The sequence below is a fragment of the Anaerotignum lactatifermentans DSM 14214 genome, from assembly GCF_900142265.1.
Classification (GTDB): domain Bacteria; phylum Bacillota; class Clostridia; order Lachnospirales; family Anaerotignaceae; genus Anaerotignum; species Anaerotignum lactatifermentans.
The window spans coordinates 23,313-40,981 of sequence record NZ_FRAH01000009.1; the positions used below are offsets into that span (position 1 = coordinate 23,313).

Consider the following 17,669-nt stretch of genomic DNA (forward strand, 5'->3'; position numbering starts at 1 on the left):
TTTTGCGAAAGAATCTTGACACTATCAGGTCATCAGCTCTTTGCCACAATGTCAAGTGATGAATTCAAAAATGGGCAAAAAAATACCCCTCCTCGAAGAGGAGGGAAATGCTAATTTAAATGTTGCAGTTATTTTACCATTATTTTTTCATTAGGTCTACAAATTGGATTTATGCATAATACAACCGTTAGCGGATCAATGTCATATTCACAGGCAAGTATATTGGCATCTACCATTATACCAATTTCCCAAGCATTGGTATTTTCTTCTTTAGGAATCTTTTGCCGACGAATATCATCATATTCTGAAAACTGTTTTTTTATAGCCGTTCTCTGTGATGCAGTTAAATTGTTGTATTGTTTCAAAACCTCATTTACTGGACATAAACTTTTAGCAAATACATTTCCAATCGTAACCCATTTTTGAAAATCCGCCTTTGATTTCAATACATATTTGATTTTCATCTAACAGTCCTCCAAAATTCTTGTACTGAAGAAAAGTGTAAAGCACCTCTTTGGTTCGTGATTGGTAATAAACTACGCACTTTTTCGCACTGTTCATCAGAAAAATAGTAAAATGTACACGCGTCAATTTCAGACTTATCTATTGTTTCGAATATATGAAAATCATTCCAAGGTGAAAGCCCTAAGATCACCAATTCACCGGTAATCTTAGACAATTTTTCAAAATGATAATCATCAGTAAAGGTCAGCTCCGGATGTTGTACCTTCATTTGTACTGCATATCCCATATTGGCAGTAATTGTATTTGTATCTTTGGTCCAACTATCAACATCTGCCTTTATATGCTCATCTTTTAGATATGCAGCTGCCAATTTTTCCATCGCAGAATTAGCCAAGGAATATTGCTTAACCTGAAATTCCTTGTATTCACCACAATGTGTCGATAAGGCATTTGAATACAAATAAAGGTATTGTGGATCAACCTCATATTCCTTAATAGGAGCATCCGGAAGTTGATTGCGAAAAGAAGTGGGATCATACACAGCTGCGAGTTTATCGAACTGACCATGTATATGGTATACTGGTTTTTCTACAACCGAATCGACATTGGAATCATAATTAGTTGTGAATATAGAATCAAACTGTCTTAGATAGTTAACAAACTTTTCTGGGTACAATCGATATAGCTCATTAACCTTTCCATCGTTATAGATAGCAAATAAATAGGAAATTCTCAATGCTTCTCTCACATAAAATTGAACTGGATTTACAGTTCCAGTTTTATGGCAACAAAGATCATGGAGCAAATAATAATCTTCAAAACCTATATCTGTCATTCGCAGAGTTCTAATTTTAGATGCATATTGCTCACGAAAAGACACAAGAGATGCTCTTTCGGCTGAACAATTGGCATACTGATCATACTGCCCTCTAATTACATCCCTTGCTTCTAAAAAAAGTTGCCCCAAATAATTCTTTAAAAGATATGGAAAATCTACAATTATATGAGAGGGAAAATCCTTTCTGTCACAGTTTTTCAATATTCTTAAAACAATTTGTTGTGTAGTATAATCAGTTGAATTAAACTGAATGTTGATACCATTCCCGACCAATAAATGTTTCATTTAACTCACTCTTTCATGCTATAAACTATTTCGCTATCTCTCCGACAAAATTATAGACAATCCTGACTTCCTGTGTCTTTTGCCCATTGATTTTCTTGACCTCGCCCACTAAAATCCAACTAATTAGGCGGTTTAGCACCGTTTCATCCAGTTCTTGGATGGTGGCATACTGCCGAATCCCCCGGATAAAGACGCAGACTTCACTTTCTTGAGCATCGGACTGCTGAATCATTCGCATCAGTTCCTGCAAACGGCGCTGATTTTTTTCCTGCTCCTGCTCCATAGCGGCGGTTAGCTTCATAAACCGCTGCTCAGAGATCACGCCTTTGGCCTTGTCAGTATAAAGGCTCAGGAACATATCGTCAATTTCCCGGTTTCGGCCTTCCAGGCGTTCACGCTCTTTCTGCATCTCGGGGAAGCATCCGCCATATATCGGCGCTCCATCCGGCTGCTCAACCGCCGATCCGCAGCCTACTTTCACGGAGGTTAAGGAAAAATTTGACCGTGCCACGCAGCTGGGCAGTAATGAGCAACGGGTAATCCACGAGTTTTGCGACCAGATGCAGATTCCATTTGACAAGATTGCGTCCCAGAATTTCTCAGCATTTATGCGGATACTGAGCCTGCCTAAATTGCTGAAAAATCCAATCAATCTGAGGGGAAAGGCGCGGCCACAGTCTTACCATGGAGCAAAAAAGAGAAAGAAAAAAAGAAATATTAACTTCTTGCCAACTCCTAAAATCGACCACTATCCCTGTGGTCGTTTTTTTATAAGGAAAATCACGCGTTTAACACGTGGTTTTCTCTATACCAAAATATTTTAAATCTCTTCATATCACACCTGCCAATTATGCTATTACCTTATCAGTTCTGGATGTACTAAATCCTTAGATTTTGGTTCAAACAGTTTATCAAACAAAGCTCTATTGCGCTGTTTAGCGTCCTTAAGCAACTTATCATAAGAAATAACTTCGATATATGTTCCAACAGTTTGATTGTATCCGAAGTAGCCTTCACCATCTTGAGTTGGAACTAATCCTGCTCTTGCTGCACTTTTCTTAAGAGTAGGGGTAACATCCGCTATGACATAGCAGTAGAACGCAACTTGCTGAACATTTGCGAATCCACGTCCATTTGATTTCTTAACCTTGCCTTCCTTAATGTCCGTTACATAGTCATAAACCTGCGCAATGGGATCTGTTTCTTCTTTTGCAAGATCATTTCTTTGGGGTCGCTTTAGTTCTACAATTGTGATTGAGTTAATGTTCTCCGGATCAGCAGTATAAGATAATGCCGCATCAAAAATTGCTAAATCCATTCGCTTATCTACGGCACTATCCAAAACCGGAATAGTATTAATTTTTTTATCCGACGCCAGAAAATGATGATACGCCATTCGGTCATCAATCAACCACAAATTCATATCATCCAATTTTATCTCATCTGATGTAGTCTGCATTGGACAAATTATACTATGAATCCGTGATTCTTTGCTATATTTTCCTTTTTCATCTACTTCCAAAGCTTGTTCAAGAAGATCTATGACTGCTTTTCTGCGTACCACATACTCTGCCAAGCTCGCACGACTCAATTCCGTAATATTCTCGCAATATTCATCAAATAATTTTTGGAAGCTTGGATCAGAAGTTGCATCCTGTTTGACTTTTTCCTCGATGTCATGCTTTTTCTTAGCAGTATCAAGTTCCCATTGTTGTTGCTGCTTATAAAGTTCCAAGTCCAGCTTGTCTTCTGGCAAACCTGCAGGAATTCTGTCATAAACTTCTGGGTGTCGATTTAGAAGCAGCCGATATTGTGGCCGTTTTGTTTTGACTAACATATCAATCTGAGTTTTCTTCTCATCGGCTACTTTTGTTAGCTCATCACTCAAATAGGCACGAATATACCCGACTGCTGTCTCAACAATTTCCGGTTCTCTTGTATCACTAAACATCGGACCGTCTGAAAAATCAAAATCCGATCTTTCTGTATTAACAGCTTCATCCAAATAATCACCAGCCAGATAGCCAACATAGTAATATGCATCATCACTACTAACCAGTTTTTTCTTCATATCCGGGATATAGTTTGAAAGTGCATATGATTTAACTTCACGATTGTTCGCACACAAGTGAAGTTCGTGCTTATCCGCACCTTCTGTCAGAAGCATATGATATAGCGTGTAGTGTTTTCCCCTCAGTTCCATAGGATCCTGATGAAGAGAATCTTTATATGTTTTCTCATAATAACTGTTAAGGTTAAAACTCTCCCCTCGATTATCTTTTAATATAATTTGAGGACATTTTCCAGTAATAAAATAAGGAAGGCAATGTTCGATTATCTTTTTTGCCAAACTTTCCAAAGAGTATGCCACAGAATCACGATATGGGTTTTTAAATCCATCCAAGCTAACAATCGTCTGCTGTTGCACATCGTCTAACTTAAGTATACTGTCATTTTGCTCTGGATTCACACCAGTGAGAGAAAAATCAAATGATCTAAGATGCCAGAGGTCATCTTCAAAATAGGTGCTTTTGATGGTAACCTTATCAAATGCTTTAAGCCACAAGAACCGTCCAATACCCTTACAGCCTTTCCGCACTTTCAGTTGAGAGTAAGCTTCCAAGAAAGATGTGTAATTTTCAGTGTTAAAGCCATTACCATTATCTGTCACAACAAAGGTCTCGAAATGATTGAGTTCTTCAGTCATCTTCCCTTGCCCATCCGTCTTGAGTTGAACGCGCTCTGGGCGCAAGGCATTAATAACAATCTTCTTTTCATCTACATTGCTGTCTTCAAGTGACTGAATCGAATTAATGACCGTTTCAAAAAGCGGCCACAACGCCTTTGTAGTTGATAACTTTATCTGCCCAACTTGTCCAGCAACATTTACTATTATAGGCATATAATTCCCGCCCTTTCCCTTTAAAAGCAATCCACATACATGATAGGTTATATTACTTTTGTCCCTGTTTTCCTTTGTTTCTCATATGTACTCCAGATAAAGTCAACAAATGTAATACTGCTTCCAACTGCTAATTTAGCTTGCCATTCTTCCAAGTCTTGAAATGATACTGTTTTCCCATATCCACCACCAAATGAATTTCTTATTTCTGCCAATTTTGTTGAAATCGCCCTTAAATTTCCTAAAACGGCTTTTATAGCATCTGCACCCTGATCTGTCTCATGTACATTAGCTGGTAATAAGCTCAATGCACTCTTTCCTTTATTTGGTAAACTGAGATACATCATCATTTTTACTCCATTCAATGCCTATCTTATCCAAAATCGTTTTACAACAATTCTCTATTAGTTCTTTTGCAAGCCCAATAGCATTTGTTGGATTCATCGACTGCATGGCACAGCTACTGCATTTCTACCAAACCGGGACAGCCTGAAAACCAGCACATAATCGACATGATCCTCATTGCCGTTCTGTATCCGGCGCAGCATTTCTTGAAACTGCGGTCTGCCGGTGGTATTCTTGCCGGATTTTCCCTCGTCCGAAAAGGTGGCAACCACCTGCATACTGCGGTGAGCAGCTTTCTTTTTCAGGCAGTCTTGCTGTGCATCCAGACTGTATCCGTCCACCTGCATCTGCATGGAAACACGGGTATAGAGATAGCAGCGGATTCGTTTATTCAGCCGGCTGACCACCTTGTCTGTCAATATAAGCAAAATACTGCTTGTATTTATTCAACATCATAGTTTTAGAGTAATGCTCCATATAGATATAATCAGGGTCACCGTCACCTGTGATTGGAAGCATAATCTGCATTTTTCCAATACGAGCATCATTGATTTCTCTATTAAAGTTAAAATTAACTCCTTGCTTTTTTATCACTGTGGCAAGAAATAAATATATCCATTCGTTAAATTTCTCTTGTTTCAAATGAGTAATATGATCGCTTGCGACAAAACTAAATGGCTCATAAAATGCAGAACCTACGCTTCCGCTGTTCGCAAGACTAATACAATCCCCAAAAACACGGGTTCCTGGAGTAGCTTCTATGAAACCGTCTACTCCATTATTCATTGCCGTAGAGGATACATATGGTGTATCTCCTTGAATGTGATCTGCTTTTTTTAGTCGTTTCCCACGCTCAATTTCGGAAAACACCTTAGAAACATAGAATGGGCTCCACTCACTCTCGTTGAGCGAACGGGAAATACAAATATCTCCTGAGTTAGTAATATCCCGTCGAATGTGCTCCCGTTCAAATAAGTATTCTCGATTTTGCATAATCATTGAAAATTCAAAGGTCAGATAATCTCCAATGGTCTTTTCAAATTCGATATCAGTTGGGATTTCATCATTAAAATAATAGAAAGAATGTATCCACTCATCGTCTGGTTTTACCGTAGATTCCACACAAAATCTCGAAGGTGCCTCGGCACGTCCAAACCATACATCGAGTAAATGCTGCTTCTTATCCTTTGCTGAATCACCTTCGACTAATCCGATATGAGCACGCACCTCGTAGCCGTCATCACGGAAATCAATGAACTTACAGACCTTGTTTTCATCATGTGGCTCATGTGCTGTGAATATAGCAATAACCGGATTTACGCCAACTCCATAAAAAGTATCTGTGTTACATGTAATAACGCCTTCCAGCGTATGTTTTTTCATGATGCTGGCTTTGAAATTCTGTTCATCCTTAGTTTTACCAGTCATTGATGATTGAGGAACAATCACTGCAGCACGTGCGCCAACGGTAAGAGAATCTAACAAGTGTTCAATAAAAGAGAGTTCGTATTGTTCTGGATCGGCTTTCGTGCCTTGAGAATAAGGGGGATTCATCAAGCCAACTGTGGCGCCCTTCAACTGCACCTGAGCGGGATTTTTCTTCAAGAAATCGCAGCATTCCAAATTGCTGTTTCCATCCCGGCGGAGAATCATGTTGGCGGCAGCTACGGCAAACATATTGCTCTGAAGCTCGAAGCCGTGAAGTTGCTTCTTCTTGATGTTCTTCTTCTGTGCGTCTGTGTCAGCCAGCATCAGCATCCGGTGCATTGCTGCAATCAGAAATCCGGCTGTTCCGCAAGTTGTGTCGATAACAATGTCATCCGGCTGTACGTCTACCAATTCACACATCAAATCGCAGATATGACGAGATGTTAGGATAATACCCAGCGTCTGTCCATCACCGCCAGAGTAACTCATAAATTCGCCATAGAATCGACCAATGAAATCCTCGCTGGTCTTCTGGTACTTGATGCTGCGGAACACATGCTCGTACAGGAACTCTGTATAATACTTCAAGGGAGTCTTTCCGAGTGTTTCATTCATCTCGTTCAGGCGGAAGCTGGTCTGCAAAATAGCGAACTCTGCCAGCAGCTTGTCTTTCTTCGCATCAGGCCCGACATTAGAGCGCGTCAGACGCCCCTTTATCGCATTCATCAGCTTGTCACCATCACGCATACCCGGCGTTTGGTCTCCGGTTAATGAATTGATCGAGAAGCCACCGAACTCAATCTCATCCAACGCCAGCAGAATACCAGCAACCACCAGAGGTTTATCTTGATCTTTCAATGTTCCATATGTACGCAGATATTCGTGCAAATCAGCCGCATCTTTCAGAATCTGCTCGGTTGTCTTCTCGATGTCGGTTGCCTCTTCCAGCACATAACGGGTATAATACTCGCCAATATTCTGCTCAGAGAATGAGATAAAAGATTCAATGTCCGGCAACTGCTTGTAGCCCTCACGATCATCCACCCACAGCGTGTAATGATATGATGCTTCGCATCACCGGAAACTCCAACCGCAAACACCTTCTTAAACGCCGTATTCTGCGCAATATGCTTGGCATAAAAATATGCGCCATTCACGGCGTAATCAGTCACAGCTTTCACACTCATATCAATGATGCCAGAATCGGTCAGCTTAATCTGTTTGTCCATGTTGGCCTTATCCTCAATGACGAGGACAAAATCACCAATAACAGCCGTATACTCAGGATATCCGACGTTACCAGTTCCACGCTTTGAAGCACTTTTCAGTGCCTCGTTAATTTCTTTCACATTGCTGCCCTGTGCATCAAATCGAATCTTGCACTCGTCAAGCTGCGCAGCAACCCAAAGATCCATTTTTATCTCTTTTTTAGCCACGTTTCGGCACCTCCTTCCGCAACTTCTTGATACAATCATGAATCACAGCTGCCACCGATGTATTATGTTGGGCAGCATAAACTTTCAAAAATACTTTATCTTCTGATGAAAGAGCAATATTCACAGATGTGCGTTTTTCTTCTAACGCTATTTCTTTTTCTCTGTTCATGGGTATCCTCCTACCTATTTGCGCATATATGCATTTACATTATTGTACATCTATATGAGGTTTTTCTCAAGCCATAATAATAGGTCGGCACCTCTCAAAAGGTACCGACTATCACTGCTTTTCTTGCTACTCCACACCTCGACGCAACCGATCATATTCATCCGTCAGATCGGACGCGCGACTAATGAATGCGGCATCATGTTCCCATTCCTGTCGGATGGATATCTGATAAATATCTTCCAGCGAACGACCATCTCTAAACGTATGAGCTTCCATAAAGCATTTTCTGCTGGCGTCCATGTCTGTGGACGATTACAATTTATCTCTTAACTGCTCCAATTCAGCCAAAACCGTTGTCTGGGTTTCCAGCAAATCTTTCTTTTGAAATATATCCTGTACTTTCGTTCGCACCTCTGTTGTAGTGCATTCCACAAATAAATCCATAGCAGCATACCTCTGATAATGATTTTCTCTAGGATCTCTATGTAACTCTGCAGCAATCTTCACAAAGCAATAGAAGAAAGTGAAATCAGTGTCGAAAGGACCAACTTCCCGGTTATGCCGATTCCTTCCAGATCCTACTAATCGATAATGTAATTCTTCGATGTTGTGCTGATAATCCGCTGATTCTGTTTACGTTCACCTTCAATAATTGAAATCTGTATTGGAAGTTCCTTCGCATCACAGCCAAAACTTGGTTCTGTCTGCTCCAGCTTGCCGTTACCCAGAAACTATCTCTCATGTCTTTCTAGGTCCACTTCATCAATTCACAGACATGATATCTGTGGAATCGAACAGTCTATCCTTAAACTCTATTGTTTTCTTATCTCTCAAGTCATAATCATAAATTGAAGCAACTATCAACTGATGATCCGAAAAATCCCTCTGAACAATCTTCAGCATTTTTTCAACTGTACTATGCTTTACTTCTCTTCCCGTAGGAGAATCCAGTACAATTGGAAGAACAATGCCCATTTTATCTTTAATTAGCTTAATATAAGCCAATTTAAAAGAAAACACGATCTTATGAAGAATAGTTCCGGATAATGATTTCAGATCATTTGTAAAAATGTAATCTTGATTTGGTGACACATAAGTCTCGCTGACACCAAGCTCTTTCGCATATGTGCTGATACAATTATGAAGCTCCAAAACCACTCCGTTATCCTGCTTTGTCATAGAACGAATCCGTTTCTGAAGTCTCTGGCGTTCTCTTTTCAACTTATAAATAATTTCCTGTGTCGCAATAGCATCTACTCTGATTTTTTTTATATCCGAATCAAATGCCTCTATTGCTGTCTGAACCTTAAAGAGCTGTTCTTCTTTTCTCTTCTGTTTTTCTAATGATGCAATCTGCCTATTAATATCTTCCAATTCTGCTGCCAGCATTTCTCTACGTGTAGTCAGAAGCTCGTTGTTATCTATAAATCCCACCAACGTATCTCTGGTAACAGGTATCTCTTCCCCTGAACTGGATTGAACTGTCAGCTTCATATCAGCAATGTATTCTACCAATACTTTATTCTTTCGGAGAATGCTCTTTATCTGCTTCAGTTCATCTGAGACAGGTTCCCTCTCTGCTCTTAAAACTTCAAGACGACGATTTATAACCTCATCCGACACATCATATTCTATATCTTCCCCTGCCTCATGAATTGCTTCCTGATATTCTGCGACAGAGTGCATATATTCATATTTTTTCTGTTGGCGCTTTACCGCCTCTAACTGTTGCAGCTCTTCAACACACTCTTTTCCTCCCAATCCGCGAACGAGTGCTTCTATGTTAAAGGATATATTTCCTATAACCTTTCCCCTGTTTAACAAAGTCCACCCTTTTTCCTGATCCATATATGATGCGCCTAAAAGATTATCCAGAATATCTTTATTGTCACACCCCGTCAGTTTAGTATGAATCTCATAGAAATCTGTCGGCAAAGAATAATCTATCTGATCCTGTCCATCATCAATCGACAAGTAGGAATTATGTCGATATAGCTTATACTGATTTCCTTTACTTTCAACAGTAATCCAGAACTCCATATCATCAAATTTAATTCCTTTTGTACTTGGAATCGGATATCCAAGTGCATAAAATATCGCCCTTAGGAATGTTGTTTTTCCTGCGGTATTCTTCTGGCTATAGATGATATTTGCAATCCTAGAAAACTCAACAGTCTTCTTGAAAAAGCCCTCTTTCAAAGTAAACTCTACAAATCTCATAGATTAGCCCCTTTCTTTATATCCCGGATATACTGTCTCTGAGTCAGTATCCGATAAAGGATGATTTTTACGAGAGATTCCTTTGTGTCATCATCAGCATCTACTGTATTTGCTATATCCAGATAATCGTTCCAGTGATCAGCCACAAACTGTTTCTGTGCCTTTTTTGATCTTCTTTGGTCAGACAAAATCCGAGAAATTATGTCATAACTCATCGTGTTCTGATTAATGATCATCTTGTATTTCCGCTCAATCTCTCCAATTTCATCATCATTAAAGTCCTTTTTATAATCATTTGCTGCAGTCTTATCAACAACCAAAACAATAAGTGGCCATATCATTTTCTCTTTTGAAATAGAGATGGCTGTGTCGCTCTGTGTGGCATTCTGAAAAAGATCCCTCTGCCATATTTCCATTATCTTCGTGTTTATCCCCGGTACATCCACGTTTACTTCACCAAGGAACTCATTAACACAAGCCTGGATTTCTTTATAACGGTTCTTTAAATCATTCCCATAGAACGGAATTACACGAATATCCAACTTATGTACATCAAGATTTGTGTACCCGTTGTTCCGAATAATCTCATTTATTCTCTTTTGAGCAACATCCGGCAGTTCATCAAAAAACAAATGTGTTCTTCCAGTGAAATAGCTTAATGTCCGCTGATTATTGAAGGGATTCGATGAGTTGGTTACATAAGTGAACAAGCTTCCATCACCTTTTTTCGCGGCATCACTCAAAGTCTCCAGCGCCTTGGTCAGTTTATCGATAACATGCGAAGTATCATCCGGCTTTTCAACTGCCTTCACCTGCGCATAAACCTTCGTATGATCCTGAAGGATAATTTCTATATCTTCATCGGCACCCTCTACGCGGACACGCTTAGCATCCTTTATATTTTCCAACATAAGGAGTATTGCAGAATTGGTCTGAAAATCCCAACCAAAAGCAGATGCGGATGCGTTTCTATTACTCATCTCCAAATCCTCCTTCCCACTCCAGTTTTTCCTAAAATTTATTTTCAAACATTTCTATGGCTTTTTGCTTACTGATTTTTCTTCTATTCTTGTCAATTCTGTTGAAACAGTAATGCCCAATTTATTTTCACGCATATCTCAGCCTCGCATCCGTCTGCACTCTGATTATAAAAAGTCAACGAGGAATATATGAATGTAAAACGCCTAGAATATATCATGAAGGACTCCTCCCTTACTAGGTAATTCATTCATACAGGTGTCCACAAACCATTTTGTGAAAAATTTTTAACCCTACCTATTAGCTTATACATCATATATTTATACAAAAAATTTATATAATCTTGCTTAAATCTTACTCACAACCCCATATAATATTGATGAATCATATCTGCCATCAACATCCGGCGTTTCTGCAGGAATTCATCATAATTCTCAAAAGTCATCTGGTCTACATTATTGGGAATACAATTTTCCGCAAGATTCGTTTTCAATAACGTATCACTCATAATATTACCAAAGACAACATTTTTTGTTTGGCATTGTTCTTTTACTTTTGCAAAATATACCGCCGGTGCCTCATCACTAATGGCTTTATTGACTTGTGTATCTAAATAAATATAGTTAGCCACCTGATTATACTTTGTTTTACTCTTGATACCGTTCTTTTGCAGATAATTTTTAGGAAAGATATGATGTACATCTCCAGAAATTGTAATCAAATCTGCAATTTTCGTACCATTCATCAGCATAGAATTACAATTTTGATTGATTTGTGCTGCCAAAAACGTATTAAACGCAGGGCTATTCACAGAAGATGTTTCCAAGTTCTGTGGAAGCGTTACTGTCCAAAATGTTTCTGACAACGCAGATGCTTCTATTTCTGAAAGGAACTTCAAGAATCCTTTTTCTCCAATGCTTCTCATATCCCGATCCATTTGTGATTCCGGAGATCCAATATAACGAGATGTCAATGTAGACAAAACAAACCATTTCTGAACATATCTTTTGATTTGTGCATTGGGAATTTCAGGATCATCCAACAGCATCAGATATAATGTATAGGCAAAATCCAAAGTCATTTGTGAATTTAATTGTTTACTGGAAACAAAACCAGCACCTTTGATTGCCATAACAAACTGAGAAAAATGGTATTGGTTGATAAAATTCATAATTCCTTGATCCAACTTTTGATAAGAATCATCTATGATATCATCTCGATATTCTTTTGTGATAAAATCTCTGCCAGACAGCAGGCTGACCAAGTCTGCCAACTTACCACGGCGGAACTGATGCATAAATGACACTCTAAGCATATCACCGAAATTAGGATCATAAATATCATCATAATCGTTGGCAAGCCATTTGATTTTTGCCGCATATTTGGAATCCTGAAATTCCTGATCTTTGATCATTTGAGAATAGAAATCGGGTTTTACAGCCAAATGACAGAAATAATCTACTGTTTTACGCATCAAACTTCCATTATGATCTGTATCTGCAGCCATTTTTGACATAACAAAGTCAGACTGACTTAACGCCGTTCCCTTGGAATTGATACGAATAAAAATCTCTGTAACTTCATCAATTTCCAGAGAAGCATCCAACTCAATCACACCAATCTGTCGATTTGCAATTCCCTTTAGCCTAGACAATGTTTCTGACAGTTCATCCAAATCTACTCCTGGATTATCATTTGCATATTCATTTTCAAAGGCTCTTTGTTTAAAACCTGCTGTAAATAATACAGAAATATCCGGTATCCATTTTTTATCTTTCAAATGAGAAGCATCTTGCACTGCAAACCGTTTTGTTTCATCTTCTGCTAAAGGATTGAAAGCAATCTTGATACGTTCTTTATTAAAATCATCATCCAGAACTTCTTTTCCTGAAATAGCTGCCATTAATGCAGTCACTCTTTGCTGACCATCAATCAACACTTTTTTGCCATTGGCTTTTCCGCCATCTTTTGTTTTTACATCGGGATTTTTCCATGTAATGATGTATCCAGTTGGATATCCATTATATAATGAGTCAATCAAATCTCTCACCTGACTACGTTTCCAGACAAAAGGACGCTGAATTTCTGGTATCACAAAATCTTCTGCTTCAATAAGCCCTAAAATCGCATGTACTGAATATTGCATTAAATTAAATTTTTCGCCTGTCATTTTATACTCCTTTTTATGTTTAAATGAGCATTATCTCTTATTTTAAATAAAAACTTACCTTATTCCAATTTATCCAAAGGGATTAAATAAAACCTCTATATCTTATTTCTTATTTTTCAAAATTCTTTTTGCTTCATTTATATCAATTTTTGCTGAATAGCCATGTTTTTCTAACAAATGTAAAAGATGTGCTCCTGTCAAAAGTGTAAGCGGCTTTCCTTTTGCAAAATCATATGCATCGTGTCCATAACCGGAAGTTGTAACTAAAATACCTTTTGTTGCCCCCTCATTTACCACTGTCCCATATAAATCTCGTACAGCAGATACACTAACAACATTCGTATATCGTTTTGCTTGAATAACAATCTTTCCTCCACGAATGGGATCAGGATCAAACGCTATTGCATCAACACCACCATCACGACTTGCTTGCGTTATTTTAACCTTACCACCGTTTATACTGAACTCTTTTTCAAATATCTCACGTATTAAATTCTCAAAATCCTGCCAATCCATAGCAGCTAAATTAATACTATCATCTAATCTATCAGCCACCGAATATCCTTCAACAAATCTCTTATCTTTTTGCGACATTTCTAAAATTGGGGCAACCGGTGTAATATGAGCCAATGATACAGCAGATATTCCTTTCACACTTCTAAACCATGTTTCCGGATCAAGAGCAAATAGGTTTAATTCTTCAAATGATTTTCGTCCTACGTTTACAGTTAAAATACATGGCTTAATTTTCTTTCCAGTTGATAAATCAACTGTATGTATTCTTCCATTCAAAACAATATAATTGATCAATGAAGATTGACTGCTAATCTGAAACACATGATTAAATATAATCAATACAATTTGATAAATAATATCATTATATTTGCTTTTCACATAAGAATCAGAATAATATGTTTCCTTAAATTCATCTCTTGACTTAATATAATTTACACTTTTTAATCTAGGTAAATCATTAATAGTAGGTAAGAAAACATCTAATATGATCCTCTTGCTATCCGGATCATATTCTGCTTCAATTGCACCTTTAAAATTAAATGGTAAATCTATGTTTTCTAAAAGTTTTGTAATATAAGCCTCAACTGCTTTGGGTTTGCATTGAGAAAAACCATTTATGATATCATCAATATCTTTATTTTTCCGCGCTTGTTGTGCTTTAAAATTATCACGTCTTATTTCCCACTGTTCTCTTTTTATCCGGTTCATTTTTTGTATTTCTTCATTTGCCTCTCGAAGATCTGCAATTGACTTCTCCCATAAAGCATGATCTTGTTCAAAATTTCTTTTATTTAGAGCTTCAATTTCCTCTCTTTTTTTCTTTGAAAAAATTGAAAATAGCGATGGTCGTATTTGATATTTATTATCACCAATCTGAGGTTCTAATGGAATTTCTAATAATGGTTCATCCTCGGGTTTTACTTCTTGGTAAGCCGAAAAATCTTTTAATTTATTTAAATCAAATGGTTTTATATTAATATGATTTACCAACAACTCATCAAAGTATTGTTGTTCCTCTTCTGCCTGTATTGACAATTCTAATGCGTAAGCAACAGAATCCATTTCATGTTGCTTTTTCATTTCTTTTTCAACTTTTCTTTGCCATTGTTCATCCCATTCTGCTTTTAAAGTATTAACTTTTTGTTGCAACTCTCGTCGGTTAGATGCTTTTACTACCCTATATTTATTTAGACCATCATGCCATACTTCTGTTTGATATGTATACTTCCTTGCCATATCAATAAGTCCTCTCCATTCTTTGTTCAACTTATCAAAACAACTGACATTTAATTTATATTTTACCCAGATGCTCCAATCTTGCTATAATCGCTCCACCGGTACGCTTAAAGTACTCCTTCATTTCTTTACGCTTGCATCCCCGCTCAAACATTTCGCATAAAATACGATCATCTTCCTCTGACCAAGGCTTCCCTGCATTCTCTGGGCGAGATCTAGTAACACTTGTTTTGACATTTCCAAGCTGCTGCACTGCAAGATGCAAAGCACGTATCATATCAGGTTCATTACAGACATGGTCTTCTGGCAATATTTCACCAGTAAAAGGATCAATTCCATCAGCTAAAATCGATAATAATTCTCTTGCTTTTGAAGTATCCATTTTCGCCCCTCTTTCTTTACTCCCATTATAATCGTTTATAATATGTATCCAGCTTCTCTAAACAAATCTTCTTAATCTCCTGTTTTTCCCCTTCTGTCAGTTTCCTCCACACACTCTCATCCACCTGAATCACGCCGAGTGTTTTTGTATGGTACATCATCTGCATATCCTCAAAGCGCTTGAAGGGATTGGACAAAATATTTCTTTCTATCTGACGATCAGTTGTTCCCTCTTTGGCATAAATGCTGTTTGCCTTTTCCACCACCAGCCCCTTCTCTTTCCGTTCTGCATAAAAGCTTTTGAAAAAAGCTACCAGGTCTTCTAACTTTACACGTCCTTTGGGATCTGCATGTTGTAAAACTCCCAAGAGCAGCACCGGTTTATAGGAATAGCTCATGTCCATCTGGCGCACCATGTCCATAAAAAGTTGTTTTCGGTTAGATTCGTCAATCAATGTCCACCCAAACTGTTCTGCGTACTGTTTCAAAGTCTCCTCTTTGAAATATTTGAACACACGATGCTCACTCATTGGTACCACAAGATCAGGAATCATCTTTCCTTCCCTCACATATCTCTCAATGGTTTCTGTCTGCACATTCACCCGACGGACAAATTCCATTTGTGAAATCATACCGGCTGCTTCTTCTTGCCAGTTGAAAATATCCACCACTTCATAATCCAGAGCATCCACTGGCCAGTCAATCATGGCGTACGGTCGTTCCCCTTTTTCATACAACCCCTGTTCTGCACGCTTCTGTTTCTCACTTCCCAGAACCAATGCACCTGGGCGATACTCCTTTAACCGAAACATCCGATGCATAGAATATGGCGTATTGAACTGTCCTGCATTATCCACAAAGTCAAAAACCATCAAGCTTTCTTTCCCTTCAGCCAAACGCATACCACGTCCCAACTGTTGGATATACAGCACCTTTGACATCGTAGGTCTTGCCATAAACAACACTTCTGTTTCCGGGCAGTCCCATCCTTCATTCAACAAATCACAAGCACAAAGTACTTTCACTTCACCCTTTTGAAATCGCTCCATTACCTCCTGCCTAAGACTTGCTTTCATGGCACCTGAAACAGCTTCTGCCGCAACCCCAGCTTGATACAATCTTTCTGCAATTTCTTCTGCGTGTTTTACAGAAGCACAGAAAATAACCGTCCGTTTATCTTTAACATATTGAAGCCATGTATCTACGATCAGTTGGTTTCGCTCAGGTACAAAAATTTTGCTCTCCAGATCCCGAATATGATACTGCACACTATGAAAACGAACCTTTGACAAATCAATATTCGTATGTATCCGAATGCACCGCACCGGAACCAATTCTCCAATTTCTACCGCAGTCTGGATATCCAGTCGATGTACCGTATATTTGAAAATATCTAAAATATCTGCTTCATCTGTCCGCTCCGGTGTTGCAGTCAATCCCAATGTAAAATCAGGTTTGAAATAAGAAAGTACTTTCTGATAAGTATCCGCTGCCGCATGATGCGCCTCGTCAATGATCAAATAACTGAATTCATCTTCTTTGAATTCATCTAAGTGCAAAGCAATACTCTGGATACTTCCGCAGATTACAAAAGTGTCTCTGTCTTTTTGATTATCGGCAAATACCCCTGTTGTTACATCAGACCAAAGTTCTCGAAATGTTTTTGCCGCCTGTTCCACCAGTTCAATGGTATGCGCCAAAAACAGGGTTTTCTTTCCCATACGTTTTGCATCTGAAACTGCTGTTACGGTTTTACCTGTCCCCGTTGCATGGTGCAAAAGTCCAATGCTTTCATGGGCTTTCCGCATTTCTTTCAGGGCATCTAAAGCTTTTTGCTGATGATCCTTTAACTCAAGATTCGAACCATCCAATGCCTTTCCTTTTTGTGTTGGCAGATAATCTTCGATTTCTCGAAAATGCGGATGCTGACCTAGAAAAATACGCAGTTCATCTTTTACCAGCTCTGGCTGCTGCTGTAATTGATGCACCGCCCAACGATACACATCCCAACCAAGATATACCATGCTGTTTTGTTTCAAGAGATCATCATAAAATTTATTTCTAGATACCAGACTTGGATTGTGAGATGCTTCGTCATCGATTTCGATAGCAATTTTCTTTCCGCCGTTTTCCAAAAGAAAATCTGCATATCGACTATTTTGATAAATATCATAAAAATGATATTGGGAATAAAGATACCCTGCCTTTTCCACGCCAAATGTATCACTGAACAGTTCTATAAACAAATTTTCTGCACTGCTGCCAGATACAGATTGATAGTTCGTCATCTTCATCCCCCA

The 17,669-nt window shown here is 38.5% G+C and carries 14 protein-coding genes and 2 pseudogenes; all 16 read right to left on the reverse strand.

The genetic code is table 11. The annotated features are described in order from the left end of the window. Positions 1 to 128: 128 nt before the first annotated feature. Entirely contained in the window at positions 129 to 464 is a 336-nt protein-coding gene (locus BUB35_RS03950) for a hypothetical protein (RefSeq protein ID WP_072849380.1), read from the reverse strand. Then, on the reverse strand, positions 461 to 1,588 hold the full coding sequence (locus BUB35_RS03955) for a hypothetical protein (protein WP_072849382.1): 1,128 nt from the start codon (positions 1,586 to 1,588) through the stop codon (positions 461 to 463). The genes BUB35_RS03950 and BUB35_RS03955 overlap by 4 nt, the downstream gene beginning before the upstream one ends. A 25-nt stretch (positions 1,589 to 1,613) precedes the next feature. Continuing rightward, positions 1,614 to 2,050 (reverse strand): annotated as a pseudogene (locus BUB35_RS03960) (DUF4368 domain-containing protein); the annotation flags it as partial. A 394-nt stretch (positions 2,051 to 2,444) separates the two neighbouring features. Beyond that, the gene (locus BUB35_RS03970) at positions 2,445 to 4,490 is read right to left on the reverse strand and encodes a hypothetical protein (protein ID WP_072849384.1); all 2,046 of its coding nucleotides are present in this window, start codon (positions 4,488 to 4,490) and stop codon (positions 2,445 to 2,447) included. Between the two features lie 47 nt (positions 4,491 to 4,537). After that, positions 4,538 to 4,837: an abortive infection family protein gene (locus BUB35_RS03975; RefSeq protein ID WP_072849386.1), complete on the reverse strand. Its 300-nt coding sequence runs from the start codon at positions 4,835 to 4,837 to the stop codon at positions 4,538 to 4,540. Between the two features lie 108 nt (positions 4,838 to 4,945). Beyond that, positions 4,946 to 5,230: pseudogene (locus BUB35_RS03980) on the reverse strand (recombinase family protein); the annotation flags it as partial. Continuing rightward, on the reverse strand, positions 5,223 to 7,280 hold the full coding sequence (locus BUB35_RS03985) for an N-6 DNA methylase (protein ID WP_200777564.1): 2,058 nt from the start codon (positions 7,278 to 7,280) through the stop codon (positions 5,223 to 5,225). The pseudogene BUB35_RS03980 and the gene BUB35_RS03985, both read right to left, overlap by 8 nt. Beyond that, on the reverse strand, positions 7,166 to 7,699 hold the full coding sequence (locus BUB35_RS19210) for a hypothetical protein (protein ID WP_200777565.1): 534 nt from the start codon (positions 7,697 to 7,699) through the stop codon (positions 7,166 to 7,168). The genes BUB35_RS03985 and BUB35_RS19210 overlap by 115 nt, the downstream gene beginning before the upstream one ends. Next, positions 7,692 to 7,868 (reverse strand): hypothetical protein, encoded by a 177-nt coding sequence (locus BUB35_RS19005; protein WP_159432858.1) that lies wholly within the window; start codon positions 7,866 to 7,868, stop codon positions 7,692 to 7,694. The genes BUB35_RS19210 and BUB35_RS19005 overlap by 8 nt, the downstream gene beginning before the upstream one ends. A gap of 312 nt (positions 7,869 to 8,180) precedes the next feature. Next, complete coding sequence (locus BUB35_RS19775) at positions 8,181 to 8,312, reverse strand: hypothetical protein (protein WP_276326380.1); 132 nt, start codon at positions 8,310 to 8,312, stop codon at positions 8,181 to 8,183. A 318-nt stretch (positions 8,313 to 8,630) separates the two neighbouring features. Continuing rightward, entirely contained in the window at positions 8,631 to 10,088 is a 1,458-nt protein-coding gene (locus BUB35_RS03990; RefSeq protein WP_072849390.1) for a coiled-coil domain-containing protein, read from the reverse strand. Further along, positions 10,085 to 11,068 carry a hypothetical protein gene (locus BUB35_RS03995; RefSeq protein ID WP_072849393.1) on the reverse strand — a complete coding sequence of 328 codons (984 nt, stop codon included), beginning with the start codon at positions 11,066 to 11,068 and terminating at the stop codon, positions 10,085 to 10,087. The genes BUB35_RS03990 and BUB35_RS03995 overlap by 4 nt, the downstream gene beginning before the upstream one ends. A gap of 356 nt (positions 11,069 to 11,424) precedes the next feature. Next, positions 11,425 to 13,236, reverse strand: a complete 1,812-nt coding sequence (locus tag BUB35_RS04000; RefSeq protein ID WP_072849395.1) for a GmrSD restriction endonuclease domain-containing protein — start codon at positions 13,234 to 13,236, stop codon at positions 11,425 to 11,427. Positions 13,237 to 13,338: 102 nt separating this feature from the next. After that, positions 13,339 to 14,988: a restriction endonuclease gene (locus tag BUB35_RS04005; RefSeq protein WP_072849397.1), complete on the reverse strand. Its 1,650-nt coding sequence runs from the start codon at positions 14,986 to 14,988 to the stop codon at positions 13,339 to 13,341. A 55-nt stretch (positions 14,989 to 15,043) separates the two neighbouring features. Next, positions 15,044 to 15,370 (reverse strand): hypothetical protein, encoded by a 327-nt coding sequence (locus BUB35_RS04010; protein ID WP_072849399.1) that lies wholly within the window; start codon positions 15,368 to 15,370, stop codon positions 15,044 to 15,046. Between the two features lie 25 nt (positions 15,371 to 15,395). Beyond that, positions 15,396 to 17,657 (reverse strand): DEAD/DEAH box helicase, encoded by a 2,262-nt coding sequence (locus BUB35_RS04015; RefSeq protein WP_072849401.1) that lies wholly within the window; start codon positions 17,655 to 17,657, stop codon positions 15,396 to 15,398. Positions 17,658 to 17,669 lie beyond the last annotated feature (12 nt).

Bases quoted from the DNA above. Each gene is read 5' to 3' on its own strand.
- BUB35_RS04010 (WP_072849399.1), bottom strand. From the start codon at position 15,370: ATGGATACTTCAAAAGCAAGAGAATTATTATCGATTTTAGCTGATGGA.
- BUB35_RS03950 (WP_072849380.1), bottom strand. From the start codon at position 464: ATGAAAATCAAATATGTATTGAAATCAAAGGCGGATTTTCAAAAATGG.
- BUB35_RS04005 (WP_072849397.1), bottom strand. From the start codon at position 14,988: ATGGCAAGGAAGTATACATATCAAACAGAAGTATGGCATGATGGTCTA.
- BUB35_RS03955 (WP_072849382.1), bottom strand. From the start codon at position 1,588: ATGAAACATTTATTGGTCGGGAATGGTATCAACATTCAGTTTAATTCA.
- BUB35_RS19775 (WP_276326380.1), bottom strand. From the start codon at position 8,312: ATGGATTTATTTGTGGAATGCACTACAACAGAGGTGCGAACGAAAGTA.
- BUB35_RS03975 (WP_072849386.1), bottom strand. From the start codon at position 4,837: ATGATGTATCTCAGTTTACCAAATAAAGGAAAGAGTGCATTGAGCTTA.
- BUB35_RS04015 (WP_072849401.1), bottom strand. From the start codon at position 17,657: ATGACGAACTATCAATCTGTATCTGGCAGCAGTGCAGAAAATTTGTTT.
- BUB35_RS03995 (WP_072849393.1), bottom strand. From the start codon at position 11,068: ATGAGTAATAGAAACGCATCCGCATCTGCTTTTGGTTGGGATTTTCAG.
- BUB35_RS03970 (WP_072849384.1), bottom strand. From the start codon at position 4,490: ATGCCTATAATAGTAAATGTTGCTGGACAAGTTGGGCAGATAAAGTTA.
- BUB35_RS04000 (WP_072849395.1), bottom strand. From the start codon at position 13,236: ATGACAGGCGAAAAATTTAATTTAATGCAATATTCAGTACATGCGATT.
- BUB35_RS19005 (WP_159432858.1), bottom strand. From the start codon at position 7,868: ATGAACAGAGAAAAAGAAATAGCGTTAGAAGAAAAACGCACATCTGTG.
- BUB35_RS03990 (WP_072849390.1), bottom strand. From the start codon at position 10,088: ATGAGATTTGTAGAGTTTACTTTGAAAGAGGGCTTTTTCAAGAAGACT.